Annotated in this window: 26 protein-coding genes and 2 tRNA genes; 19 read left to right on the top strand and 9 right to left on the bottom strand. The window is 72.4% G+C overall.

Annotation, left to right across the window (positions count from 1 at the left end):
• Window positions 1-94 precede the first annotated feature (94 nt).
• Complete coding sequence (locus FJQ56_RS22610; RefSeq protein ID WP_246083984.1) at window positions 95-745, bottom strand: response regulator; 651 nt, start codon at window positions 743-745, stop codon at window positions 95-97.
• The gene (locus FJQ56_RS22605; RefSeq protein ID WP_246083983.1) at window positions 742-1905 is read right to left on the bottom strand and encodes a sensor histidine kinase; all 1164 of its coding nucleotides are present in this window, start codon (window positions 1903-1905) and stop codon (window positions 742-744) included. The genes FJQ56_RS22610 and FJQ56_RS22605 overlap by 4 nt, the downstream gene beginning before the upstream one ends.
• A gap of 128 nt (window positions 1906-2033) precedes the next feature.
• Between FJQ56_RS22605 and FJQ56_RS04240 the strand changes: the two genes are divergently transcribed.
• The 4 genes from FJQ56_RS04240 (at window position 2034) to rdgB (ending at window position 5308) form a co-directional block, all read left to right on the top strand.
• Complete coding sequence (locus FJQ56_RS04240) at window positions 2034-2969, top strand: ABC transporter ATP-binding protein (protein WP_140007919.1); 936 nt, start codon at window positions 2034-2036, stop codon at window positions 2967-2969.
• A complete protein-coding gene (locus tag FJQ56_RS04235) occupies window positions 2966-3778 on the top strand; it encodes an ABC transporter permease (RefSeq protein ID WP_140007918.1) in 813 nt (270 codons plus the stop codon). The genes FJQ56_RS04240 and FJQ56_RS04235 overlap by 4 nt, the downstream gene beginning before the upstream one ends.
• A gap of 191 nt (window positions 3779-3969) precedes the next feature.
• Complete coding sequence (gene rph, locus FJQ56_RS04230; RefSeq protein ID WP_140007917.1) at window positions 3970-4698, top strand: ribonuclease PH; 729 nt, start codon at window positions 3970-3972, stop codon at window positions 4696-4698.
• Complete coding sequence (gene rdgB / locus FJQ56_RS04225; RefSeq protein ID WP_281284655.1) at window positions 4691-5308, top strand: RdgB/HAM1 family non-canonical purine NTP pyrophosphatase; 618 nt, start codon at window positions 4691-4693, stop codon at window positions 5306-5308. Before rph ends, rdgB begins: the two co-directional genes overlap by 8 nt.
• Before the next feature lie 13 nt (window positions 5309-5321).
• Here rdgB and FJQ56_RS04220 read toward each other — a convergent pair whose 3' ends face one another.
• Window positions 5322-6203: a hypothetical protein gene (locus FJQ56_RS04220; protein ID WP_140007916.1), complete on the bottom strand. Its 882-nt coding sequence runs from the start codon at window positions 6201-6203 to the stop codon at window positions 5322-5324.
• Between the two features lie 685 nt (window positions 6204-6888).
• Here FJQ56_RS04220 and FJQ56_RS04215 point away from each other — a divergent pair.
• The gene (locus tag FJQ56_RS04215) at window positions 6889-7170 is read left to right on the top strand and encodes a hypothetical protein (protein WP_140007915.1); all 282 of its coding nucleotides are present in this window, start codon (window positions 6889-6891) and stop codon (window positions 7168-7170) included.
• Window positions 7171-7388: 218 nt separating this feature from the next.
• Here FJQ56_RS04215 and FJQ56_RS04210 read toward each other — a convergent pair whose 3' ends face one another.
• Entirely contained in the window at window positions 7389-8750 is a 1362-nt protein-coding gene (locus FJQ56_RS04210) for a cytochrome P450 (RefSeq protein ID WP_140007914.1), read from the bottom strand.
• Window positions 8751-8815: 65 nt separating this feature from the next.
• On the opposite strand from FJQ56_RS04210, the gene FJQ56_RS04205 reads away from it, so the two are divergent.
• Window positions 8816-9457 (top strand): TetR/AcrR family transcriptional regulator, encoded by a 642-nt coding sequence (locus tag FJQ56_RS04205; RefSeq protein ID WP_140007913.1) that lies wholly within the window; start codon window positions 8816-8818, stop codon window positions 9455-9457.
• Between the two features lie 76 nt (window positions 9458-9533).
• A tRNA-Leu gene (locus tag FJQ56_RS04200) sits at window positions 9534-9615 on the top strand.
• A 60-nt stretch (window positions 9616-9675) separates the two neighbouring features.
• Here the strand turns inward: FJQ56_RS04200 and bcp are convergent.
• On the bottom strand, window positions 9676-10170 hold the full coding sequence (gene bcp, locus FJQ56_RS04195; protein ID WP_140007912.1) for a thioredoxin-dependent thiol peroxidase: 495 nt from the start codon (window positions 10168-10170) through the stop codon (window positions 9676-9678).
• 154 nt (window positions 10171-10324) lie between these two features.
• Between bcp and FJQ56_RS04190 the strand changes: the two genes are divergently transcribed.
• The 8 genes from FJQ56_RS04190 to FJQ56_RS04160 all read left to right on the top strand — a co-directional run bounded on the left by FJQ56_RS04190 (window position 10325) and on the right by FJQ56_RS04160 (window position 15635).
• Window positions 10325-11017, top strand: coding sequence for an energy-coupling factor ABC transporter permease (locus FJQ56_RS04190; protein WP_170215252.1), 693 nt, complete (start codon window positions 10325-10327; stop codon window positions 11015-11017).
• Window positions 11014-11388, top strand: a complete 375-nt coding sequence (locus FJQ56_RS21995) for a PDGLE domain-containing protein (protein WP_170215251.1) — start codon at window positions 11014-11016, stop codon at window positions 11386-11388. Before FJQ56_RS04190 ends, FJQ56_RS21995 begins: the two co-directional genes overlap by 4 nt.
• A 12-nt stretch (window positions 11389-11400) precedes the next feature.
• On the top strand, window positions 11401-12069 hold the full coding sequence (cbiQ, locus tag FJQ56_RS04185) for a cobalt ECF transporter T component CbiQ (protein ID WP_140007911.1): 669 nt from the start codon (window positions 11401-11403) through the stop codon (window positions 12067-12069).
• Window positions 12070-12087: 18 nt separating this feature from the next.
• Window positions 12088-12885, top strand: coding sequence for an energy-coupling factor ABC transporter ATP-binding protein (locus FJQ56_RS04180; RefSeq protein ID WP_140007910.1), 798 nt, complete (start codon window positions 12088-12090; stop codon window positions 12883-12885).
• Window positions 12882-13130, top strand: a complete 249-nt coding sequence (locus tag FJQ56_RS04175; protein WP_140007909.1) for a DUF3618 domain-containing protein — start codon at window positions 12882-12884, stop codon at window positions 13128-13130. Before FJQ56_RS04180 ends, FJQ56_RS04175 begins: the two co-directional genes overlap by 4 nt.
• 21 nt (window positions 13131-13151) lie before the next feature.
• Window positions 13152-13475, top strand: a complete 324-nt coding sequence (locus tag FJQ56_RS04170; protein ID WP_140007908.1) for a GroES family chaperonin — start codon at window positions 13152-13154, stop codon at window positions 13473-13475.
• 88 nt (window positions 13476-13563) lie between these two features.
• Window positions 13564-13833 (top strand): hypothetical protein, encoded by a 270-nt coding sequence (locus FJQ56_RS04165; RefSeq protein ID WP_211350747.1) that lies wholly within the window; start codon window positions 13564-13566, stop codon window positions 13831-13833.
• 119 nt (window positions 13834-13952) lie between these two features.
• A complete protein-coding gene (locus tag FJQ56_RS04160) occupies window positions 13953-15635 on the top strand; it encodes a sensor histidine kinase (RefSeq protein ID WP_140007907.1) in 1683 nt (560 codons plus the stop codon).
• Window positions 15636-15692: 57 nt separating this feature from the next.
• Here the strand turns inward: FJQ56_RS04160 and FJQ56_RS04155 are convergent.
• A tRNA-Lys gene (locus tag FJQ56_RS04155) sits at window positions 15693-15765 on the bottom strand.
• Window positions 15766-15847: 82 nt separating this feature from the next.
• Window positions 15848-17437, bottom strand: coding sequence for a phytoene desaturase family protein (locus FJQ56_RS04150; protein WP_246083982.1), 1590 nt, complete (start codon window positions 17435-17437; stop codon window positions 15848-15850).
• Between the two features lie 76 nt (window positions 17438-17513).
• Between FJQ56_RS04150 and FJQ56_RS22365 the strand changes: the two genes are divergently transcribed.
• The 4 genes from FJQ56_RS22365 to FJQ56_RS04130 are packed head-to-tail and all read left to right on the top strand — an operon-like array spanning window position 17514 to window position 22023.
• Window positions 17514-19253: a histidine kinase dimerization/phospho-acceptor domain-containing protein gene (locus tag FJQ56_RS22365; RefSeq protein WP_246083981.1), complete on the top strand. Its 1740-nt coding sequence runs from the start codon at window positions 17514-17516 to the stop codon at window positions 19251-19253.
• Window positions 19214-19588, top strand: a complete 375-nt coding sequence (locus FJQ56_RS04140; RefSeq protein WP_170215250.1) for a sensor histidine kinase — start codon at window positions 19214-19216, stop codon at window positions 19586-19588. Before FJQ56_RS22365 ends, FJQ56_RS04140 begins: the two co-directional genes overlap by 40 nt.
• 12 nt (window positions 19589-19600) lie before the next feature.
• Window positions 19601-21490, top strand: coding sequence for a penicillin acylase family protein (locus tag FJQ56_RS04135; protein ID WP_140007904.1), 1890 nt, complete (start codon window positions 19601-19603; stop codon window positions 21488-21490).
• The gene (locus FJQ56_RS04130; RefSeq protein WP_140007903.1) at window positions 21487-22023 is read left to right on the top strand and encodes a GNAT family N-acetyltransferase; all 537 of its coding nucleotides are present in this window, start codon (window positions 21487-21489) and stop codon (window positions 22021-22023) included. Before FJQ56_RS04135 ends, FJQ56_RS04130 begins: the two co-directional genes overlap by 4 nt.
• Here the strand turns inward: FJQ56_RS04130 and FJQ56_RS04125 are convergent.
• A complete protein-coding gene (locus FJQ56_RS04125) occupies window positions 21987-22847 on the bottom strand; it encodes a bifunctional helix-turn-helix transcriptional regulator/GNAT family N-acetyltransferase (protein ID WP_140007902.1) in 861 nt (286 codons plus the stop codon). The two genes, FJQ56_RS04130 and FJQ56_RS04125, sit on opposite strands and share 37 nt — an antisense overlap.
• 68 nt (window positions 22848-22915) lie before the next feature.
• Window positions 22916-23503: a DUF1349 domain-containing protein gene (locus FJQ56_RS04120; protein ID WP_246083980.1), complete on the bottom strand. Its 588-nt coding sequence runs from the start codon at window positions 23501-23503 to the stop codon at window positions 22916-22918.
• Window positions 23504-23515: the final 12 nt, after the last annotated feature.

Here is a 23515-nt window from a genome sequence, read left to right as displayed (position 1 = left end):
TTGCGGGTGAAGATCGAGCAAGCGACACGCCTGAGCCTGCGAAGGCGTGCGAGCGCGTCGAGATCACCCCAGCCGAGGCTGCCAGGCCGACCGACTAGTCCAGACCAGCGTCGTGAACGCAGATCGCGACCTGGACGCGGTTGGTGACGCCGAGCTTGTCGAAGACCCGTGAGACGTGGGTCTTGACGGTCGGCACCGACAGATGGAGCTCGGCGGCGACCTCGGCGTTGGAGAGTCCTCGGCCCACGGCCATGGCGACGTCGTACTCACGCTCGGTGAGGGCGGTCAGCCGCAGCGCGGCCGACTGGGCGCGGTCGTCGCCCGGTCCGGTGCGCAGCTGCGCGATCAGGGTGCGCGTCACCGACGGCGACAGCATCGGGTCGCCGTCGGCGACCCGGCGGATCGCGGCGACGATGTCGGCGGGTCGGGTGTCCTTGAGCAGGAACCCGTCCGCGCCCGCCCCGAGCGCCTCGACCACGTGCTCGTCGGCGTCGAAGGTGGTCAGCACGATGATCTTCGGCGGGTGCTCCGCCGCGAGCAGTCGCCGGGTGGCCTCGAGGCCGTTGAGCCGCGGCATCCGGATGTCCATCAGGACGACGTCGGGGCGCGTCTCGCCCGCCAGCCGGACGCCGTCGAGCCCGTCGACCGCCTCGCCCACGACCTCGAGGTCGGGCTGGCCGCCCAGCATCAGCCGGAGGGCCGAGCGCACCAGAGGGTCGTCGTCGACGAGCAGGACCCGGGTCACGCCGACCACGGTATCCAGCCGCGGAGCACGAACCGGCCACCGCTCGCGCCGTGCTCGATGCGCCCGCCGCGCAGGGTGGCCCGTTCGGTGAGCCCGACCAGGCCCAGTCCGGCACCGGGGGCGGCCGTCGGCCCGAAGCCCAGCGGGTTGGCCAGGACCACGTCGATGCCGTCCTCGGGGGAGCCGTGCACGTCGATGCTCAGCTCGGCGCCGGGCGCGTGCTTGCGGGCGTTGGTGATGCCCTCCTGCACGATCCGGTAGAGGGTGCGCCCGGTCGCGTCGGGGACGGGTACGTCGACGTCGGCCACCGCGTCGGCGTACGCCACGCGCAGCCCGGCCCGCCGGGCCTCCTCGACCAGCTCGCCTAGGTCGGCGTACGTCGGCTGCGGTGCGTGGTGCGCCCCGACGTCGCCGCCGCGCAGGATGCCGAGGACGCCGCGCAGGTCGTCGAGCGCCTGGTTGGCGGCGTCGCGGATGACGGTCACACCCTCGCGCAGCTCGTCGGCGCCGAGGTCGTCGCGGTAGCTCAGCGCCCCGGCCCGCATGGAGATCTGGGAGATCCGGTGCGCGAGCACGTCGTGCATCTCGCGGGCGATCCGCCCGCGCTCCTCGAACCGTGACTGGTTGGCGCGCAGCTCCTGCTCGGCCTCGGCGCGCTCGGCCCGCGAGCGCAGGGTCCACAGCAGCTCGCGGCGCGAGCCGATGTACATGCCCCAGGCCAGCACCGCGGAGACGAAGACGATGTTGGTGGACACCGTGATCCACCAGGGCTCGGGCTGGTCGGGCGGGAACATGTGGCTGAAGGCGAGGGCCGAGACGAAGTTGACGGCGGCCACCACGCCCACCGGCACCCAGCGCCTGGTGGTGGCCAGCGAGACGGCGGCCAGGACCGCGGGTCCGGCGGCCACGGCCGAGAAGGTGCCCAGGGCAGCGGTCACCAGCGCCACGGCGAGCGGCCAGCGACGCCGGTACTGCACCAGGACGAAGGCGGCGGCGCCCAGGGTCAGGTCGGCGACGATGACGACGGTCGAGCGCGTCTCGCTGATGGTGAACCACACCACCGTGCTGACCGAGAGCGTGACGGCCAGGCGCCACCCGTGGCTCCACCACCGCAGGTGGGGCTGGAACTCCGCCGGGCTGGGCCGGCCCGCGTCGGTCACGGACCCAGCCTAGGGAGCCGTGCGGTCGCGGGCATCGGCCCGTCGGCTGCTCGGCGTACGACTTTGGTCGCAGGACGCCAGCCGCGCGGCCGATGCGCGGGCTCCTCGACGACCGACACAGTGGAGCCATGATCGAAGTCAACGGACTCACCCGGACCTACGGCGGCTTCACGGCCGTCGACGACGTCAGCTTCACCTGCGAGCCGGGCAGCGTGACCGGCTTCCTGGGCCCCAACGGCGCGGGCAAGACCACCACGATGCGCATCATGGTCGGGCTCACCCCCGCGACCAGCGGCACCGTCACCATCGGCGGGCACGCCTACCGCGACCTGCCCAACCCCGGACGCCGGGTCGGGGTGCTCCTCGACGCCAGCGCCCAGCACGCCGGGCGCACCGGGCGCGAGATCCTCACCCTGGGCGCGCGCACGATGGGCCTGCCGTCGTCTCGCGTCGACGAGATGCTCGCGATGGTCTCCCTGAGCGAGACCGAGGCCAAGCGCCGCCTGCGCAACTACTCCCTCGGCATGAAGCAGCGCCTCGGCATCGCCCACGCGCTGCTCGGCGACCCCGAGGTGCTGATCCTCGACGAGCCGGCCAACGGCCTGGACCCCGCCGGCATCCGCTGGATGCGCGACCTGCTCAAGGGCTACGCCCGCCGCGGCGGCACCGTGCTGCTCTCCAGCCACCTGCTCCACGAGGTCGAGCTCATCGCCGACGAGATGATCCTCATCGGGCACGGGCGCATCGTGGCCCGCGGCGACAAGCAGGCCCTGCTGGCGCGAGGTGCCGGCGAGGGCAGGGCGAGCAGCATCGTGTCCGCACTCGACCAGGACGCCCTGGCCGGGGCCCTGCACCAGGCGGGGTACGCCGCCACGCCGGAGGGCAGCGGCTTCCGGGTCGCCGCCTCGACGGCCGATGTCGGTCGTCTCGCCCTCGAGCACCTGGTGGTGCTCACCGAGCTGCGCAACGGCGCCAGCGGCCTGGAGGACCTGTTCCTCGAGCTCACCTCCGACACCCAGCGCGAGACCGCGCCCGCCCTCGACACGAACGGAGCCGCAGCATGAGCGCCACCACCCCCTCCACCGCTCCCCGCCCGCACACCATGGACATCAGCGGCGACGCACCGGTTCCGTTCGGACGGCTGGTGTCGGTCGAGACCCGCAAGTCGTTCGACACCCGCGCCGGCCGGGCGTTGACCTTCTCGATCATCGGGCTGGTCGTGGCCGTGATCGCGATCGGGGCCGTCGCCTTCCCCGAGGACAACCAGGACTACGTCGCCATGCTCGGCGTCGCCGGCGGGGTGCTCGGCTACTTCCTGCCGATCCTGATGATCATGCTGGTGACCAGCGAGTGGAGCCAGCGCACCGGGCTGGCCACCTTCACCCTCGAGCCGCGCCGACCGCGCGTGATGGGCGCCAAGATCACGGCCGGCCTGGGCCTCGCGGTCGCCGCCCTGGTCCTCGGCGCCCTGGTCGCTGCCGCCGGGACGGCGCTGAGCCCGGTCAACGGCGGCGAGGCGGTCTGGAACCTCGGCTACGACCAGGTCCAGAGCTTCCTGCTCACCAGCCTGATCGGCGTCCTGATCGGCTTCGCGCTGGCGATGCTCCTACGCAACACCCCGGCCGCGATCGTGGCCTACTTTGTCTACACGTTCATCCTGCCCACCGTGGCCGCGGCACTGGAGGCGCTCATCGACGGCTTCGACAAGGTCGCCCCGTGGATCGAGTTCAACACCGCCCAGGTCCCGCTGTTCACCGGTGACTACCGCCCCGACGGCGAGGAGTGGGCGCAGATGGCCGTCTCCGGCTTCATCTGGCTGGTCATCCCGTTCGCGCTCGGCCTGTGGCGCCTGGTGAAGGCCGAGGTGAAGTAGGCGGCGTCCGTCATACGGTCTGGTGGCCGGGGGCGCCGCGACGTATGACGTCCCCGCCCGCCTGGACGTCATACGGAGCGGCGCCCCGAGCCGCCAGACCGTATGACGCACCCGCTACCCCAGGACCGGCGAGCGACAGGTCGGCTGCACCACGGTGTCGGGGCTGACGTGACCTGACTAGGGTCGAACGCATGACTTCCGAGACTGCGACCCCGACCCCGCGCGAGGACGGCCGCGCCGACGACGAGCTGCGGCCGATCAAGATCACCCGGGGCTGGCTCGACCACGCGGCCGGGTCGGTCCTGGTCGAGTTCGGCAAGACCCGGGTGCTCTGCGCGGCCTCGGCCTCCGAGGGCGTGCCGCGCTGGCGCAAGGGCTCGGGCCAGGGCTGGGTCACCGCCGAGTACTCCATGCTCCCCGCCTCGACCCACACCCGCTCGGACCGCGAGTCGGTCAAGGGCCGCATCGGCGGTCGCACCCACGAGATCAGCCGGCTGATCGGCCGCTCGCTGCGCGCTGTCATCGACTACGACGCCATGGGCGAGAACACCATCCAGCTCGACTGCGACGTCCTGCAGGCCGACGGCGGCACCCGCACGGCCGCGATCACCGGGGCGTACGTCGCCCTGGTCGACGCCTGCGCCTCGCTCGGCGTCGCCGGGGCCCTGACCGGCTCGGTCGCCGCCGTCTCGGTCGGCATCATCGACGGCACCCCCCGCCTCGACCTGCCCTACGTCGAGGACGTCCGGGCCGAGACCGACATGAACGTCGTGATGACCGGCACCGGCGCGTTCGTCGAGGTGCAGGGCACCGCCGAGGGTGCGGCGTTCGATCGCCGTGAGCTCGACGCGCTGCTCGACCTGGCGCAGAAGGGCTGCGCCGACCTCACCGAGCTGCAGCGGGTCGCGCTCGGTGCCTGAGGTCACCCGCGAGCTCCACCTGGCCTCGCGCAACGCCAAGAAGATCGCGGAGATGGAGCGGATGCTCGCCGCACACCTGCCCGGCGCGACGGTCCGCGGCCTCGACGACGTCGAGCACTACCCCGAGCCGGTCGAGGACGAGGCGACCTTCGCGGGCAATGCGCTGCTCAAGGCTCGCGCCGGTGCGGCGGCCACCGGCCTGGCCACGGTCGCCGACGACAGCGGCCTGTGCGTCGACGCCCTCCACGGCATGCCCGGCGTGCTCTCGGCGCGCTGGTCGGGCCCGCCCAAGGACGACGCCCGCAACAACCGGTTGCTGCTCGACCAGCTCGCCGACGTGCCCGACGAGCGCCGCGGCGCCCACTTCGTCTGCGCGGTCGCGGTGGTCCTGCCCGACGGGCGCGAGCACGTCGTCGAGGGCCGGATGGACGGCACCGTCATCCGCGAGGTCCGCGGCGAGGGCGGGTTCGGCTACGACGGGCTCTTCGTCGCCGACGTCCGACCGGGGCTGACGACCGCCGAGCTGAGCGTCGCCGAGAAGGACGCGATCTCCCACCGGGGTGCCGCGCTGCGCGAGCTGGCGGGGGCCCTGGACGACCTGCTGGCCTGACTCCGGCTGCTCGCTAGGACGACCATCTCCAGCTGGCCAGCATCTTCTTGAAGTCGTCGACCGAGGTGGTGTCGCCGGTCTTGGGGTAGGACAGGCCGATGGAGTACTGGTTGCCGTTGTGCAGCGCCAGGTAGGCGATCTGGGTGATCGGGTCGCCGGCGTTGTTGAGGCGGTCCTCGATCTTGACGCCGATGGCCCGCTCGCCGTCGATGGTCGTGTCGGCGATGTCGACCGGGGTGGCGTTGTCGGTGCTCGACAGGTTGCGCTTCCACAGCGGCTCGAGGTCCTCGAGCGACTCGGCCCCGCCGGCGCTGAGCGCCTCGACGATGATGCTGCTCTGGGCGAGGTTGATCGAGGAGCCCAGGACGATCGCGCTGTCGATGGTGTCGGCCAGCTTCTTGGCGTCGCTCGAGGCGTCCTTCCACCCGGTCGCCGGCAGGTCGTAGCTGTAGCCGTCGCCGCTGATGTCGCCGTCGCCCACCGGGGGCGCGGACGTCCCGGTCGTCGGGTCGCTCGTGGGGTCGGTCGGGTCGCTCGAGTCGGTGGCGGTGGGGTCCGACGCCGTCGGGTCGGACGTCGGCTGCGACGACGCGTCGCTGCTCGACGCCTCGTCCGGCGCCTTGTCGCCGTCGTCGTTGCCGACGACGACCAGCGTCACCGTGAACGCCGCCGCCACCAGGAGCACCACGGCCACGACCGCGACGATCAGACCGGTGCGCTTCTTCTTCGGGCCCTGCGGGCCCTGGGGGCCGTGCTGCAGCGGGACGCCGTACGACGGGGGGCCGCCGTTCCACCCGCCGGTGCCGCCGGGCTGGTACGGCGGCTGCGGGGGCTGGGCCGGGGTGCCGTAGGGGCTGCTTGGCGGGGGCGCGCCCCACGGGCTCTGGTCGCTCACCGCACAAGTATGGGTCGTGGTCCTGGGAAGTGCCGACGAGGGGACGTGAATACGATCGAGCGAGGCGCCCTGACCTGCACAATTGGACGTTTCCGCAGGTCAGTGGGGCTGATCCCCACGGCACATCGAGGAGCAGGTCCAGCCATCGTGGATCAACTGGGTACGACGTACCCACAGCTCAGGACGGGGCCCACGAGCTCCCCCTACGATCCCGCCATGCACTACCTCCTCTCGGTCGGCATACTTGCGCTCGCCTTGGTGGCAGCGGGGTGCGGGTCCGATGGATCGACGTCCGGGCAAAGGCCGCCCACGTCGTCTGCCGCGGAGGATGCAGGCGTCCTGACCGAGCGACCGGATGGAGTGAAAGACCATTTCAGTGGCAGGGCTTAGGGTCGTCGCGATCTGCGTCATTCTGTCCGCAAGCGTTTCGTGCTCCCTTGGCCACAATTCCTCGGCAGACTCCCATGACGCTCGGCCGAGCGGTGGGCTGAGGGTCCCGAGCGAACACGTCACCTACCTCACTTATGACCGATTTCCGGTGGGGACTATTTTCACAGACGGCTTGGAACGGATGTACCCAGCGGGGGCGCCAGCCAGGATCAGCGATCTCTCGTGGCTTGGCGGAGAAGCCGCAGCCAAGGTCATAGGGTGGAAGGTTGCTGGCCCTGATCGAAAATTCGGGGCCATGCAGATATCCCCGGGATTTCCTCCGACCAGTAGTGGATTCGGCACTATTGGCGACGCCATTGGAACTACCGTCACAGATGGGGAGGTCGGCCACGAGTTGCTCATCGGCATCGAGGTCATATCTGACAGCTATTCGGTCCGCACTGGCGTCGCGGTTGGCACGGTGGTCAACGGCAAGGCCTACCGAGATGAGTTCCCGGCCACACTCGTGTTTTGTGGGGCGGAGCTGTCCGAGGATGCCTGTGTTCAGCGCTACGAGACGGAAGGGGCGAAGGACTAGCCGATCCGCCTCGCGCAGTTCGTGTGACTTGCTTCGGCTGGCTATGAACGCCCACCTCAGCCCACCATGCCGCCTCCCTTGAGGCAGATCGAACACGTCTTTCGGCCGTGGCTACACCGGTACGACGCCCGCAGTCGCTGACACATCGGTCGCGTACCGCAGTCCTCCTGACCATCATGCCGTCGTGCTCCCAGGACGACGAGCCGGTGTCGCCAGGGCTAGGAGAGCGTGGCCGGCAGTGTCTCGAAGCCGCGCAGGATGCGGGTGTCGCGGCGTCGGGCACCGGGCTGGAGCCGCAGGTCGGGGTACCGGTCGAAGAGACGGCGCAGGCCCACCTCGCCCTCCATGCGCGCCAGAGCGGCTCCGAGGCAGAAGTGTCGGCCCCCGGAGAAGGAGAGGTGCTCGTTGGCGTTGCTCCGGCTGACGTCGAAGGTCCCGGGGTCGGCGAAGACGTCCGGGTCGCGGTTGGCGCCGGCGAGCAGGGCGGTGACGACCCCGCCCCGCGGGACCCGGACCCCGGAGACCTCGGTGTCGCGCACGGCGGTGCGGCCGGTGAGGAGGACGGGCGGGTCGAGCCGCAGCACCTCCTCCACCGCGGCCGGCCACCGGCCGGGCTCGCGACGCAGCAGCGCGAGCTGGTCGGGGTTGTCGTGGAGCAGGGCGATGCCGTTGCTGAGCAGGTTGACGGTGGTCTCGAAGCCGGCCGCCAGCACCAGGCCGGCCGTGGCCCGCAGCTCGGAGTCGGTGAGGGCGACACCGTCGTCGTCGCGAGCGGCGACCAGCTTGCTCAGCAGGTCGTCCCCGGGCACCCGGCGCTTGAGCTCGAGGTGAGCCGTCAGCCAACCCTCGAACCGGGACAGTGCGTCCTCGACCGAGCGGAACTCCGGCCAGGACAGCCCGAGATCGAGGCTCGGCGCCGCCCCGGAGCCGAACTCCAGGACCTTGTCGCGGTCGACCTCGGGGACTCCGAGGATCTCGGCGATCACCGTCACCGGGAGCAGTGCGCAGTAGGCAGGGACGAGGTCGACGGGGTCGGTGCTCGAGCCGTCGGCGCGGGCCCGTGCTGCGAGCGAGTCGAGCAGCTCGTCGGCGATCTGCTCGGTGCGCTCGCGGAGACCCTGCACGGCCTTGACCGTGAAGACCCGCGTGACGAGCTTGCGCATGCGGGTGTGGTCGGGCGGCTCGGTCACCAGCAGGGACGGCGGCGTGAGCGGACCGATCGGGGCTGTGGCCGCGGACCAGCGACCCAGCCGGCCCAGCGGTCCGGAGGCGCTGCCGAAGTCCACGCCGGCGCGCATGTCGGGGTTGGCCAGGACCTCTCGCACGGTCGGGTGGCTCGCGGTGACGAACGAGTACGTCGACCTGTGCAACGGGCCCGCCACCCGGATCTGCTCGAAGAGGTCCAGGGGGACGTCGCTGGAGGTGCGGGACGCCACGACGAGCCGGGCGTGCAGGTCGCCGGCACGAGCCGCGCGGGCGATCACCCACTTGGGCAAGGCGTGGTTGAGGCCCCACCGCGCACCCTGTCGGAGCCGCTCGAGAGGAGGGCGCGGGGTGGGAGCCGCGGTGTCACTGGCCATGGTCGCTCCTCGGAGATCGATGTGGATACTCCTGAGTATGCAGTACTCGTGGGTATCGTGGCGGCATGTCCGCGCGTCCCCCCGCCCCCGCCCGCCGGCGCCCCCCTCGCGACGACGTGCGGCGGGCCCTGCTCGAGGCTGCGGCCCGGGTCTTCGCCCGCCGGGGCATCGAGGGCTCCACCCTCGACGACGTGGCGGCCGACGCCGGTTTCACCAAGGGGGCGGTCTACTCCAACTTCGACAGCAAGCAGGCCCTGGTCAGCGCCCTCGTCGAGGACCGCACCTCGGCCTACCTCACCCTCGGCCTGGAGGCGGTGGCCGAGGTCGACCAGGACGCCCGCGACCTGGCCGTGCTCGCGCAGGTGCTCGGGGACCGGCTGACCGCCGCCGGCGACGAGCAGCGTGACTGGCACCTGCTCTTCCTCGAGCTCTGGCAGCGCGCGGTGCGCACCCAGGACCCCGGCGGCACCTTCGGGGAGCAGCGTGCGTCGCTGCGTGCCGCCGTGAGCGACGCCATCGGCGAGCGCGCGGCCAGATCCGGCACCTCCTTGTCCATGCCTGCCTCCGACCTCGCGATCGTGCTGATGGCGCTGGTCAACGGGCTGGCCGTGGAGCGCATGATCGCGCCGGACGACGTGCCGGCGGACTTGATGGGTCGGGTGCTGGCCCTCCTCGTGAACGGCCCCGCCTCGCCCCGCCCGGTCTGAGCGACGTACGCCGGGCACGACGCACGCGGCGACCTCGGGCTCGACCGACGCCGACTGGCACAATCGACCCGCACTCGCCGGAGTGGTGGAACTGGTAGACACGCAGGTTTTAGGTACCTGTGCCTTCGGGCGTAGGGGTTCGAGTCCCCTCTTCGGCACTCGACGGGCCCACGACCCGTCCTGGCTCGTCGCACCTGAGCGCCAGGAGCACCTACCTCTCAGTCGAGTCCCAGGTCGCGGCGCAGCTTGGCGACGTGGCCGGTGGCCTTGACGTTGTACTGCGCGACCTCGACCTTGCCGTCGGCGTCGACGACGAAGGTGGAGCGGATGACGCCCTGCACCGTCTTGCCGTACATCGTCTTCTCGCCGTACGCCGCCCACTGCTGCATGACGGTCCTGTCGGGGTCCGACAGCAGCCGGATGGTCAGGCCCTCCTTCTCGCGGAACTTCGCGAGCTTCTCGGGCTTGTCGGGGGAGATGCCGACGACGGTGAGACCGGCGCCCCGCAGCGAGTCGAGGGAGTCGCTGAAGTCGCAGGCCTGCTTGGTGCAGCCCGGCGTCATCGCGGCCGGGTAGAAGTAGACGACGACCCGCGACCCGTCCGGCCCGCTGCCGGTGAGGTCGGCGAGGGACACCTGGGCGCCGGTGTCGTCGGTGAGGGTGAAGGCCGGTGCGGTGTCGCCGGGCGTCAGGCGGTCGGTGGTGCCGGTCATGGGGTGCTCCAATCCGGAGAGGGTCGCTGTTGCAAGTCGATTGCAGCAACCTAGAGTGAGTGCGCGAGCCACGTTCAACCTACTGAGCGGCGCGCGCGCCTGCAGACCCACCTGACGACCACTTGACGACCCACCTGACGACGGAGTGGACCCCATGCACGTACCCGACGGATTCCTCGACGCGCCGACGTCGATCGCCACCGCAGCGGTCGCCGCCGTGGCGGTCGGCGTGTCGCTGCGCAAGGCCCGGGGTGAGCTCGACGACCGCACCGCGCCGCTCGCCGGCCTGGTCGCGGCGTTCATCTTCGCCACCCAGATGCTCAACTTCCCGGTGGCCTCCGGCACCAGCGGCCACCTGATGGGCGGGGCGATCGCCGCGGTGCTGGTCGGACCGTGGACCGGGGTGCTGGCCACCAGCGTCGTCTTCCTGGTCCAGTGCCTGCTGTTCGCCGACGGCGGCATCACCGCGCTCGGCACCAACATCGTGCTGATGGGGGTCACCACCGTCGTCGTCGGCTGGTTCGTCTTCCGCGGCCTCGTCGCGGTGCTGCCGAAGCGGATCGCGATGGTCCCGATCGCCGCGGGCGTCGGTGCGCTGGTCAGCGTGCCCGTCGCCGCACTGCTCTTCGTGGGCCTCTACGCCGTCGGCGGCACCGCCGACATCCCGATCGGCAACCTGGCCGGCGCGATGATCGGGGTCCACGTGCTCATCGGCATCGGCGAGGGCGTCATCACCTTCCTGGCCGTCGGCAGCATCATCGCCGTGCGCCCCGACCTGGTCTACGGCGCCCGGTCGGTGCTCCGACAGCGCACGCTCGAGGTCCGCACGGCCGGGGTCGCGGCATGAGCGCCCCCGTGCCGGCCGGTGGCCGCCGGGTCTCCAACCGGGCCGTCGCCCTCGCGATCCTCGTCGTGGCGCTGGTGCTCGCGGGCGTCGTCAGCTTCTACGCCGCCAGCACCCCCGACGGCCTGACCAAGGTCTCCGAGGACAAGGGCTTCGCCGCGACCGCCGAGACCCACGGCACCGAGGACGGCCCGTTCGCGGGCTACGGCGCCTCGTTCGTCGACGACGACCGGCTCAGCGGCGGCCTCGCCGGCGTCGTCGGGGTCGTCGTCGTGCTCGCCCTGGCCGGTGGGCTCACCCTCGCGCTGCGCCGCCGTCACGGCGACGGTGGCGTCGACGACGACGCGTCGGCCCCCGTGGACACGACCGTCTGAAATGGCCGTCTGATGGGCGCCGCCCACGGCCACCAGCTGCACTTCCACGCGCACTCCCCGGTCCACCGGGCTCCGGCCCACCTCAAGCTGGTCGCGCTGGTGGTGTTCATGCTCGTCGTCGTCGCGACCCCGCGCGGCTGGTGGCCGGCGTACGCCGCCTACCTCGGGCTGCTGCTCGTCGTGATCGGCCTGAGCCGGGTGCCCCCGGCGTACGTGCTCAAGCGGATGGTCGTCGAGGTCCCGATCGTCTTCTTCGCGGTGCTGCTGCCGTTCGTCGCGACCGGTCCGCGCACCGACGTCCTGGGGCTGTCGGTGAGCGAGTCGGGGTCGCACGCGGGCGCCAAGCTGCTGGCCACGGCGACCCTCGGCGTGATGGCGAGCGTGACGCTGGCGGCCACCACCGAGCCGCAGGCGCTGCTGCAGGGACTGACCCGGCTGCGGATGCCCGCCCTGCTGGTGCAGATCATGGGCTTCATGATCCGCTACCTCGAGGTCGTCACCGACGAGCTGCGCCGGATGAAGGTGGCCCGCGAGTCGCGCGGCTTCACCGCGAGCGACCCGCGCCACTGGCCGGTCCTGGCGAAGTCGTTCGGCGCGCTGTTCATCCGCAGCTACGAGCGCGGTGAGCGGGTCCACCTGGCGATGCTGTCGCGCGGCTACACCGGCAAGCTGCCCCAGTGAGGATCCAGTGAGCCGCCCGTGAGCACCCCCGTCCTCGACGTCCGCGGCCTCGCCTACGCCTACCCCGACGGCCATCAGGCGCTCTTCGGCGTCGACCTCCACGTCCACGCCGGCGAGCGGGTCGCGATGCTCGGGCCCAACGGTGCCGGCAAGACCACGCTGGTGCTGCACCTCAACGGCATCCTCGCCGCGGGGGCCGGCTCGGTCACCGTGAGCGGGCTGCCGGTCGAGAAGCAGCACCTCCCCGAGATCCGCCGCCGCGTCGGCATCGTCTTCCAGGACCCCGACGACCAGCTCTTCATGGGCTCGGTGCGCGCTGACGTGGGCTTCGGTCCGGCCAACCTCGGACTCTCCGGGGCCGCGCTCGACACCCGGGTGATGGCGGCGCTGGAGCAGGTGGGCATGGCCGACTACGCCGACCGCCCGCCGCACCACCTGTCGTTCGGGCAGCGCCGCCGGGTGGCCGTGGCGACGGTGCTGGCGATGGAGCCCGAGATCCTGGTGCTCGACGAGCCGTCGTCCAACCTCGACCCGGCCTCGCGCCGCGAGCTCGCCGACATCCTGCGCTCCCTCGACGTCACCGTGCTGATGGTGACCCACGACCTGCCCTACGCCCTCGAGCTCTGCCCGCGTGCCGTGGTGCTCAGCGGCGGGCACGTGGTGGCCGACGGGTCGACGTACGACGTCCTGACCGACGACGACCTGATGCGGGCCCACCGGCTCGAGCTGCCGTTCGGCTTCGACCCCCGCACCATCGACCGGGCGCTGCTCCCGGTCTCCCCGCGGACCCCGGGCTCGGATACCCTTCCCGGGTGAGTGACGAACTGGCCGACCTCGAGCGCGAGATCGCGGAGACCCGTGAGCGTCTGGCGACGACGATCGACCAGCTCCTCTACCGGTCGAGCCCCAAGACGATCGTGAGCCGCGAGGTCGCCCAGATCAAGGGCCACTACGTCGACGCCGTCACCGGCGAGCCACGCACCGACAACATCCTCAAGACCGTCGGCGGTGTCGTCGGCGCGGTCGTGCTCCTCGTCGTGCTCCGCCGCGTCACCCGCTGAGCACCCGTCCGGCGCGCTGAGATGGCCGACAAGCTGCCGATCAAGATGCTGCACGACCGCATCCTGTGCGAGCTCGACGACGAGGCGGGGGAGCGGCGCTCCTCCGGAGGCATCGTGATCCCCGCGACCGCGGCCATGGGTGCCCGGCGCCTGGCCTGGGCCGTCGTCGCCGCGGTCGGCCCCCACGCGCGCTCCGTCGAGGTGGGCGACCGGGTGCTGTTCGACCCCGACGACAAGTCCGAGGTCGAGGTGCACGGCGAGACCTACGTCGTGATGCGCGAGCGCGACGTGCACGCCGTGGCCGCCGACCGCCTCGCCGACGAGTCGGCCGGCCTCTACCTCTGAGCGCTGCGCTCCCCTCCACCCCGCGGCGTGAACCGGCGGGTGGGTCTTGTTGCTAGACAGGGGGACACATCGATCCAGGAGGTCCGCCATGTCCAAGCTCACCCTCGCCGCGGCGTTCGCTGCCGGCTACGTCGTCGGCGCCAAGGCAGGTCGCGACCGCTACGAGCAGATCCGCGCCAGCGCCCAGAAGGTCGCGGAGAACCCCCAGGTCCAGGCCGCCGCCGGGGCCGTGAAGGAGAAGGCGGGCGAGGTGGCCGTCACCGTCGCCGAGACCGCCAAGGAGAAGGCCTCCGAGGCCGTTGGTGCTGTCAAGGAGAAGGCGGCTGAGACCGGGCCCACCATCCAGGCCGCTCCCTGAGTCGGCGGGCTGCGTCGCCGCTGCCCCAGGACGCCGCTGCCCGCTAGCACGAGGACTGATCGACGCAACCTCGGCCGACTGAGCCGGTCTGGCGTGGTGCGTCTGTGAGGAGTGGCGCCATGCCGGTCTACGAGACGACGCAGAAGCTGGGCGGCCGTCGGCGGGCCTTCCTGCGTGCGCAGTTCCCGTTGCTGGTCGGGTCGTTGTTCGTCACCGGCGAGAGTCTGTGGGCCATCCCGGAGAGGGCGAGATCGGCGGAGGCGGTGGCCGGGATCGGGGTGATCCTCGTCGTGAGCTGCCTCTTCCTGGCGCTGCCGTGGCGGTGGCGGACGACCGGGTCGATGATGACGCTCGCGGTGGCCGACATCGTCGGGGTGGCGCTCATGCGCCTGGCCTACGTGGATGACCTGCCCTCGGTGGGGATCCTGGCGGTGTTCCCGGTGATCTGGCTCGCCTACGCCTTCCGCCGCTGGGTGATCCTGGTCGCGGTGGCGGGTTCGTTCTTCATCACGCTGCTCCCTATCCTCGTCCACGGGCCCGCCCCCTCGAGCTCGATCGACATCGCCCGGGTCGTCACCCTGCCCGTCCTGATCACCGGGCTGTCCGTCGCGGTCGGTGAGGCCGCCCGGCAGCTCGAGGCGAGCCAGCGGCGCCTGAGCGAGGCCAACAAGGAGCTGCAGGACTCGCTGCGGCAGGCGCGCGACAGCGCCCTGCTGTCGCGCACCCTCTTCGAGTCCGTCGAGGTGGCCCTGGCCTTCTACGACACCGAGGAGCGCCTGGTGATGGCCAACTCCCTCGCCGAGGCGGCCGTGGCCGCGGCCGGCTTCCGACTCGACGAGCCGCCGTACGCCGGGCACCACGTCCGCCGCGCCGACAACAAGACCGTCATCCCGTTCGAGGACCAGATCGTGCCGCGGGCGCTGCGTGGCGACCTGGAGAACCACGAGATGGAGTGGATCGGGCCCCTCGGGCACCAGATCGCGATCATCGCCAACGCCAAGACGGTCCGGCGCTCCGACGGCACCGCCTGGGGCACCCTCATCGTCGCCTACAACGTCACCGACCTGGCCCGCTCGTTGCGGACCAAGGAGGAGTTCATCACCACGGTCTCCCACGAGCTGCGGACCCCGCTCACCGCGATCGTCGGCTACCTCGAGCTGCTGACCGAGGAGCTCGGAGACGGCGTTCCTGCAGGCCTCACGGGGCAGTCGGTGGCCGGTCCCGGGGCACGGAGCGGGTCCTTCGTCGTCGAAACCCTCGACCGCATCCGCAAGGCCGCGCGCAACCTCGAGCTGCGGATCCAGGAGCTCCTCGACACCGCCGAGCAGCGCCGGGACCTCTCGCCGGCCCCGACCGACATCTCCGGCCTGGCCGAGGGGGTGGTCCGCACCTTCGCCGCCCAGGCCCAGTCGGCCGTGCTGAGCCTGCGGCTCGACGCCGCGCAGCCCGAGTGGGCCACCGTCGATGCGCCGAAGATCGAGCAGGTGCTCGAGAACCTGGTCTCCAACGCCGTGAAGTACACCTCGTCGCCGGGGACCGTCACCCTCGGCGTCACCGGGCACGAGGACCACGTGCTGATCACCGTGACCGACTCCGGCGTCGGGATGACCGCCGACGAGGTCGATCAGGTCTTCGACCCCTTCTGGCGCGCGGAGCACGCCCGCGACCAGGCGGTCCAGGGCATCGGCATCGGGTTGGGGCTGGTGCGCGACATCTGCCGGGCCCACCACGCGACGGTCGACGTCGCCAGCGACCCCGGGCACGGCACCACCGTGACGATCCGGCTGCCCCGACACCTCTGAGGGGCCGGGGACGACGACAGCCCCCGATCCGGGTGACCGGATCGGGGGCTGTATCTGTACGGCATCAGGGACTCGAACCCCGAACCCGCTGATTAAGAGTCAGCTGCTCTGCCAATTGAGCTAATGCCGCGTGCGGTGAACGCGAGACAGAACGTTACCAGCGGGGATCGGCGCGATGAAATCGAGATCGGTCACGTCGCCTCGCACGGGCCTCAGAGCGACTCGAGCACGGCCTGCGCGGCGTGGTGGCCGCCCAGGCCGGAGACCGCGCCTCCGCGGCGCGAGCCGGAGCCGCAGAGCAGGACGGCGTCGCGGTCGGTCTGCACACCCCACCGCTGCGCCGGGGTGTCGAGACGGGCCCGGGCGGACGCCCAGGGCCAGTCGAGGTCGCCGTGGAAGATGTGGCCGCCGGGCATCGCGAGGTCGCGCTCGACGTCCTGGGGGATCTTGGCCTCGACGCACGGGTCGCCCTGGGCGTCGAAGGCCACGCACGACATCAGCGGCTCGACGAGGTGCTGGTCGAGGGAGGCGATCGCCCGCTCGACGGCCAGCCGCTTGGCGCCCTCGGGGTCGGCGTCGAACAGCGACGCCGGGGTGTGCAGGCCGAAGTAGGTCAGCGTGTGGGTGCCGGGCGGGACGTCGCCCAGGATGCTCGGGTCGCTCAGCGAGTGGCAGTAGACCTCGCCGGGCATGGCCGCGGGCACGCGTCCGGCCGCCGCGTCGGCGTACGCCGCCTCGAGCTGGGAGTAGTCCTCGCCGAGGTGCAGGGTGCCGGCAAAGGCGACGGTCGGGTCGACGCCCGAGCGCAGCCGGGGGAGCCGGTCGAGCAGCAGGTTGATCTTGAGTTGAGAGCCCTCGGGCTTGGTGTCGGGGTCCTCGGGCTCGCCGAGCAGGATGCGCAGCACCCACGGCGCCACGTTGGCCAGCACGAAGCGCGCGCCGACGGTGTGGGTGGTGCCGTCGGGGGCGGTCCAGTCGACCTCGCCGCCGCCGGTCTGGTCGGCGCGGATCGCGCTCACCCCGGCCTCGGTGACGATGTCGGCGCCGGCCGAGCGCGCTGCCTTCTCGAGCGCGCCGCTGAGCGAGCCCATGCCGCCGACGGGCACCCGCCACTCGCCCTTGCCGTTGCCGATGAGGTGGTAGAGGAAGCAGCGGTTCTGCACCAGCGAGGGATCGTGCAGCGAGGCGAAGGTGCCGATCAGCGCGTCGGTCGCGACCACCCCGCGCACGGTGTCGTCGGTGAACCGGCGCTCGACGGCCTCGCCGAGCGGTCGCGTGACGAGGTCGCGCCAGATGCCGGGGTCGACCCGGTCGCGCACGTCGCGCTCGTGGGGCAGCGGCTCGAGCAGCGTCGGCGCGACGACGTGGGCCATCTCGGCGACGTCGGCGTAGAACTCGCGCCAGGCGTCGTACTCGGTCTCGCCGCCGGTCAGCTCGAGGAACGAGGCGCGCGTGGCGTCGCGCTCGTGCCGCTCGACGAGCAGGCCGCCGGGCCTCTGGTCGCGCAGCGTGGGGGTGTACGACGCCGTACGGCGCGAGAGGAGCTGGATGTCGAGGCGCAGGTCGGCCATCAGCTGCTCCGGCATCACCGAGACCAGGTAGGAGTAGCGCGAGAGCCGCGTCGGGTGCCCGGCGAAGGCCGCGGCCGACACGGCGGCGCCCCCGGTGTGGTCGAGCCGCTCGAGCACCTGCACGGAGAGCCCGGCGCGGGCCAGGTAGGCCGCGGCGACCAGACCGTTGTGGCCCCCTCCGACGACGACGACGTCATAGGTGGGGTGGTCGCTGCGTGGGTCCGAGGTCACCCGGTCACCGTACGACCTGGGGGTTCGCGTGTGGGGGGAGGCGCCGACCGGCACACTGAGGAGGGTGTCGAGGTGGGTGACGCGCCCCGTGCGCCAGCAGCGGGGCGCAGGCGTCGTGGGGCTGCTGCTCCTGTTCGCCGTCCTCGGCTGGCTCACGTCCCGTGGGGGTGGTCCAGAGCACCTGGCCGGACTGTGGCCGATCGGTCTCGGCACCGGGGCGGTCGTCCTGTCCGTCCCGCGGTGGCGGCCGGTCGTGGCCCTGGCCGTCGGGCTGGTCGCCGCCGCGGCCACCTCCTGGAGCGGTCTGCCCGGCACGCTCGTGCTGGGCGCGGTCGTGACGACCATGGTCGAGGTGCTCCTGGCGGCCCGGCTGCTGCAGCGGGCCGACGGACGGCGCCCCGAGCTGCGCACCGACGACGAGCTGCGCCGCTACCTCGCGGCCTGCGTCCTGGCCGGTGTCGTCGCCGCGCCCCTGGTGGCCGTGTTCGCCGTCGCCGACGGCCTGGAGCACCCGGGTCGGGCCGCGCTGAGCGTGGGCCTGGCCCACACTGCGTCCCACCTGTGCTTCGTCCCGTTCTTCCTGCGGCTGCCCACGCAGGCGGCGATCGCGCGCCGTGGCGAGCGCATCGCCCAGTGGGTGGCGATCGTGGTCGCCACGCCGTTCCTGCTCGTGCCCGAGGCGTCCCCCGCGATCGTCTTCCTGGTGATCCCGCTCCTGGCGTGGGGTGCCCTGCGTGTCACGGCCCTCGAGTCGCTGGTCCAGCTGCTCGGGGTCGTGGTGCTGGCGGTCGTGCTGACCAGCAACGACGCCGGCCCGTTCGCCGACATCCCGCTCCGCTACGACCTGCCCGCCGGTCTGCGCGGGGTGTTCCTGTCGGCCTTCTGCGCCAGCTGCGCGGTGATCGTGGTGCCGTGTGTCCTGCGCGTCGGGGAGTACCGCGACGCCGCCCGCCGTACCGCCAACGAGCGTGACCTCGTGCGAGGCATCGTCGACGGCGCCTCCGGGGTCGCCATCGTCGGCACCGACCCCCAGGGGCGGGTGACCCTGTTCAACCCGGGGGCCGAGCGGCTGCTGGGCTACCGGGCCGAGGAGGTGCTGGGCCGGGGGACCCGGATGCTGCACAGCCACCAGGCCATCAGCGACAAGGCCGCCGAGCTCCAGGTCGAGGACGACTTCGGCGCCGTCACCGAGGCCATGGTCCATCGGCGCCTGGTCAACACCCTGGTCCGCTTCCGGCGCAAGGACGGCATCGAGCGCACGCACGCGATGACGCTGACCCGGCTGGCCCCCGAGGGGGAGACGACCGGGTTCGTCGCGACCTCCGAGGACGTCACCGACCGGCTCGACACCGAGCAGGCGCTGCGCGACGCCCTCGAGACCGAGCGCCGCGCGGTCGAGCGCCTGCAGGACGTCGATGCGGTCAAGGACCAGTTCGTCTCCACGGTCAGTCACGAGCTGCGCACCCCGCTCACCAGCATCCTGGGCTACCTCGAGATGCTGGCCGACGGCACGCTCGGCACGCTCGACAGCGCCCAGGTCGACGCCCTGCTGCGCGTGCAGTCCAACAGCCAACGCCTGCTGTCCCTCATCGACGACCTGCTGACCCTGTCGCACGTCACCGAGGGCGGCCTGCGCGACGAGGACGAGTTCGACCTGCGCGACCCGGTCCGCACCGCCTACCAGGTGGTGGCGCCGTCGTGGGAGCGGTCGCGCCGGCTCGACGTCACGCTGGCCCTCCCGGAGGGCCCGTCCCGGCGTACGGCAACGAGGAGATGGTGGAGCGGCTGGTCGTCAACCTGCTCAGCAACGCCGTGAAGTTCACCGACGACGGGGGATCCGTCACCGTCACGCTCGTCGCCGAGGACGGCGCGACCCACTCCGTCCTGCGGGTGGCCGACACCGGCATCGGGATCCCGGAGGAGGAGCAGGGGCAGCTGTTCACCCGGTTCTTCCGCTCCTCACTGGCCCAGCGGCGCGCCATCCAGGGCAGTGGTCTGGGCCTGTCGATCTCGCGGGGAATCGTCGAGCACCACGGCGGCACGATCGAGGTGGCCTCGGCCGTGGGGGTGGGGACGACGGTCGCCGTCCGCCTGCCCCGGCGCGACACCCGGCCCGTCGCTCCCTCTGGCCTCACGGCCGGCGCAGGTTAGGGTCGCCTCACCATGGCTCGGATCTATCGTGACCCCTTCGGCGTCCCGCACGTGCGGGCGACCGACGTCCTCGACCTGGCCCGCGGCCAGGGCCTCGCCGTCGGCCGCGATCGCGCGTGGCAGCTCGAGTGGCTGCGTCGCCGGGCCACCGGCACCACCGCCGGGGTGCTCGGCGTGGCCGGGGACGCGTGGGACCGCTTCGCCGGCCACGTGCGCATCGTCGACACCGCCCGCCGGGCCTTCGACGGCCTGGGCGCTGAGACGCAGGCCTTCGTGACGGCGTACGTCGAGGGGGTCAACGCCGCGCTCGCCGACCCGGCGGCCACCGTGCCGCCCGAGCTGGTCACCGTGGACCTGGAGCCCGAGCCATGGCCGGTGTGGATGCCCCTGGCGACGTTCCACGCCCAGCAGGTCCTCTTCGCCGACATCGGCAGCACGCTGTGGGAGCGGCGGGTCGAGGCCGCGCTCGGCGCCGACGCGGCACTGCTGTCCCACGAGGGTCCGCTGCCGGCCGGCAGCAACGCCTGGGCCGTCGGCGGCGACCGCACCGCCTCGGGCCTGCCGCTCATCGGCGGCGACCCCCACCGCACGTTCGAGTCGCCCGGCGTCTACCACCAGGTCCGCCTGGCCTGCGACGACCCCGACGACCCGTTCGACGTCGTCGGGTTCTCGTTCGCCGGGGTGCCCGGCGTCCAGCACTTCGCCCATGCCGGCGACGTCGCCTGGGCGATCACCAACGCGATGGCCGACTACCAGGACCTCGACGAGGTGGGTCCCGACCACGACGGGCCGACGGTGCTGCCCGGCGTGGGCTTCCGCGGCCCGTCGACCGTGCTCGGCGACGTCGGCTTCGAGTCGCTGCTGCCGCTGCTGCGCGCCCGCACCGTCGACGACGTCGACGCCGCCTTCGAGCACTGGGTCGAGCCCGTCAACAACGTGGTGATCGCCGACGTCCACGGCAGCGTCCGCTACCGCTGGGCCGGCCGGGTGCCGACCCGCGAGGTCACCCCCGACGGCGGGCGCCGCTGGACCGGCTGGCGCACCGACCGGCACCGCGTCGACGTCGGCCCGGCCGGCCAGGTCGTCACCGCCAACGACCGCCGCGGACCCGAGAGCGCCGAGATCGGCCGCGACTTCGCGCCGCCCCACCGCGCCGACCGGATCCGCGAGCTGCTGGGCGAGCGCACCGGCCTCACGGTCGACGACTTCACCGCCATCCACGACGACGCGCTCCTCGGCGGCCGTGACGCCCTGCGCCACCTAGCGCCCGCCCGCCTGGCCGACTGGGACGGCCACATGCGCGCCGAGTCCGCCGACGCGGCGGCCTACGCCGCCTGGCGCTCGGCGTTCGTCACGCGGATCGCCGCCCACCCGGTCTTCGACCCGTTGCGCGAGCCGGCACCCGACCCGCTGGTCGCGCCGTGGTTCGACGTCACCGTGATGGTCGGGCTGGCCCTGCCGGCGCTGGCCGCGGCCGGCACCCCGTTCGGCATCGACCTGGCCGAGACCGCCCGGCTCGCCGACGACGACGTGCTCGCGACGGGCTGGCCCGAGAGCTGGGGCGCCACCCACGTCTTCGACCCGGTCCACGCCTTCGACCTCTCCTCCGAGCGCACCGCACCACCTGTTCCCGCCGTCCCGCTCAGCGGCGACCAGGACTGCGTGCGCTGCGTGGGCTCGCTGCCGGGCCTCAGCGACGGTGCCTACCGCGGCGCGGTCGCCCGCTACGTCTGGGACCTCGCCGACCGCACCGCCGGCGGCTGGGTCGTCCCGATGGGCGCCTCGGCCGTGCCGGGCGATGCCCACCACGTCGACCAGCTGCCGCTGTGGGCCGAGGCCCGCCTCGCGCCGATCGTCACCGACTGGGACCTGCTGACCCTCGACACCCCGGAGCCGACATGACCCTGCGACTCGACCCGCTCGACCCGGCGAGCGACGCCGAGGTGGTCCACGCCTGGGTCGTCGAGGACCGCGCGCAGTTCTGGATGATGCAGGACCACACGCTCGAGGAGGTTCGCGAGGTCTACGAGTGGATCGCCGAGCAGCCCACCCACGCGGCCTACCTCGTCCGCGACGACGACCGGCCCGTCGCGCTCTTCCAGACCTACGACCCCCGGGCCGAGGAGGTCGGGGAGCACTTCGCGGTGCTCGAGGGTGACGTCGGCATCCACTTCATGCTCGCCCCGGCCACACTGGCCCGGCCCGGCTTCACCGCCGAGGTGGTCGGCTTCCTGGCCCAGCAGGTCTTCGCCGACCCCGCCGTACGCCGGGTGGTGGCCGAGCCCGACGACCGCAACGCCAAGGCCGTCGCGCTCGTGCAGCGGCTCGGCTTCGAGCTCGGCCCGGTCATCACGCTGTCGACCAAGCCGGCGCGGCTGGCGTTCTGGACCCGCGAGGCCTACGAGAGCTCCTTGGCGAAGAACACCTCGGCGTAGGGGTTGTCGTTGTAGCGCTCGATGCGCCGGTAGCCCGCCCGCTCGTACATCGCGATCGCCTCGGTGAGCGTCCCGTTCGTGTCCAGCCGTACGACGCCCCGCCCGCGCCCGCGAGCGGCGTCCTCGAGGTGGCGCAGCAGCCGTGACCCCAGCCCGGCCCCGCGCCAGGCGGGGTCGACCCACATCCGCTTGACCTCGTCGACCCCCGGCGCGATCTGCTGGAGCCCGCCGCACGCGACCGGCGCCCCGTCGCTGGTGGCGACGGTGAACGTGTCGAGCGGCGCGGGCGTGCCCGGGTCGAACCCGTCGGGGAACCGATCGTCGAGCTCGGCGAGGTAGTGCCCCACGGCCAGGGTCGCGAGCGGACCGGACGGGTCGACCTGCTGCAGCGTCACGGTCGCGGCGCGCACGAGCAGGTCGGCGGTCGCCAAGGCCGCCACGAGCCGGTCGCGCTGGCGGTCGGTGAGCGGGGCGACGAGCCGCTCGGCGAGGTCGTCGGAGCGGGTCTCGAGGCGCCGGCGCAGGGCGTGGCCGTCGGGCGTGAGGCGCGCCAGCCGCCGGCGGCGGTCGGCCGGGTCGGGCTCGGTCAGCGCCAGGCCACGGGACTCGAGGTCGCGCAGCAGCCGGCTGAGGTAGCCCGAGTCGAGCCCCAGCCGCTCGCGCAGCTCGCCGACGCCCGCGCCCGGCGTACCGGGGACGCCGATCTCGAACAGCAGCCGGGCCGACCCCAGCGGCAGTCCGAGGCCTAGGAACGAGTCGTCGAGCGCGCCGATGCGCTGGGTGTAGGTGCGGTTGAACCGACGGACCGTCTCGATCGTGCTCACGTCCCCATGATGCCTGACTCAGGTCAGGTATCGCACCCGGGCGTAGGGAGCCGGGACGCCGTACTCCCTCAGCCGTCGGGGTGGAGGCCCGCGTCTGCGGCCGCTCGACGCCAGGACGTGAAGTGAACGGTGAGGGGATCAGCCGACGGGGCGCAGCAGTACGGCCCGGAGTGCACCACCGCGGAGGCGTCCAACGGTGCCACCCGGACCAGCTGCCAGGGCTCCGAGTCGACCCGGGCGCGAATGGTCACCGCGTTGCCGGCCCGGCTCGCACGAACGGTGACGCGGCGCCCGGCCCAGCTCGGCACGGGCGACAGCGACCAGTCGGACTCGCCGCGCGTGACGACGGCGCCGAGGTTCTCCACGCCATCGCTGAGCTCGACACCGGCCTTGATCCACGTCTCCGGGTCGACGCGGAGGAAGATGCCGGCCTGGTCGAACTGGTTCGAGAAGTCGAGGTCGAACGACACCTCGAACGCGGTGTCCTGTTCGTGAGCGGTCAGGAGAGCATGCTCGCTGTCGTGGACGAAGCCGTAGGACGTGGTGCGCCAGGCGTCGCTGCCTGCACGAGCGGTGACGACGAGGCCGTCCCCGACGACCTCGACGTGGGCAGGGTCGTGGGTCCAGCGGCCTTCGGACCACGCAACGTCGCTCACGCGGGGGAGGCT

The organism is Nocardioides plantarum, from assembly GCF_006346395.1.
In the GTDB taxonomy this organism is placed as follows: Bacteria; Actinomycetota; Actinomycetes; order Propionibacteriales; family Nocardioidaceae; genus Nocardioides; species Nocardioides plantarum.
Note: the sequence above shows the minus strand (reverse complement) of the source record. Positions and strands in the feature narration are given on the sequence as shown.

What these genes read in the sequence shown, in the direction of transcription:
- FJQ56_RS04240 (WP_140007919.1), top strand. Translation starts at nt 2,034, where the DNA reads ATGATCGAAGTCAACGGACTCACCCGGACCTACGGCGGCTTCACGGCC.
- FJQ56_RS04235 (WP_140007918.1), top strand. Translation starts at nt 2,966, where the DNA reads ATGAGCGCCACCACCCCCTCCACCGCTCCCCGCCCGCACACCATGGAC.
- rph (WP_140007917.1), top strand. Translation starts at nt 3,970, where the DNA reads ATGACTTCCGAGACTGCGACCCCGACCCCGCGCGAGGACGGCCGCGCC.
- FJQ56_RS04215 (WP_140007915.1), top strand. Translation starts at nt 6,889, where the DNA reads ATGCAGATATCCCCGGGATTTCCTCCGACCAGTAGTGGATTCGGCACT.
- FJQ56_RS04210 (WP_140007914.1), bottom strand. Translation starts at nt 8,750, where the DNA reads ATGGCCAGTGACACCGCGGCTCCCACCCCGCGCCCTCCTCTCGAGCGG.
- FJQ56_RS04205 (WP_140007913.1), top strand. Translation starts at nt 8,816, where the DNA reads ATGTCCGCGCGTCCCCCCGCCCCCGCCCGCCGGCGCCCCCCTCGCGAC.
- bcp (WP_140007912.1), bottom strand. Translation starts at nt 10,170, where the DNA reads ATGACCGGCACCACCGACCGCCTGACGCCCGGCGACACCGCACCGGCC.
- FJQ56_RS04190 (WP_170215252.1), top strand. Translation starts at nt 10,325, where the DNA reads ATGCACGTACCCGACGGATTCCTCGACGCGCCGACGTCGATCGCCACC.
- FJQ56_RS21995 (WP_170215251.1), top strand. Translation starts at nt 11,014, where the DNA reads ATGAGCGCCCCCGTGCCGGCCGGTGGCCGCCGGGTCTCCAACCGGGCC.
- cbiQ (WP_140007911.1), top strand. Translation starts at nt 11,401, where the DNA reads ATGGGCGCCGCCCACGGCCACCAGCTGCACTTCCACGCGCACTCCCCG.
- FJQ56_RS04170 (WP_140007908.1), top strand. Translation starts at nt 13,152, where the DNA reads ATGGCCGACAAGCTGCCGATCAAGATGCTGCACGACCGCATCCTGTGC.
- FJQ56_RS04165 (WP_211350747.1), top strand. Translation starts at nt 13,564, where the DNA reads ATGTCCAAGCTCACCCTCGCCGCGGCGTTCGCTGCCGGCTACGTCGTC.
- FJQ56_RS04160 (WP_140007907.1), top strand. Translation starts at nt 13,953, where the DNA reads ATGCCGGTCTACGAGACGACGCAGAAGCTGGGCGGCCGTCGGCGGGCC.
- FJQ56_RS04135 (WP_140007904.1), top strand. Translation starts at nt 19,601, where the DNA reads ATGGCTCGGATCTATCGTGACCCCTTCGGCGTCCCGCACGTGCGGGCG.
- FJQ56_RS04130 (WP_140007903.1), top strand. Translation starts at nt 21,487, where the DNA reads ATGACCCTGCGACTCGACCCGCTCGACCCGGCGAGCGACGCCGAGGTG.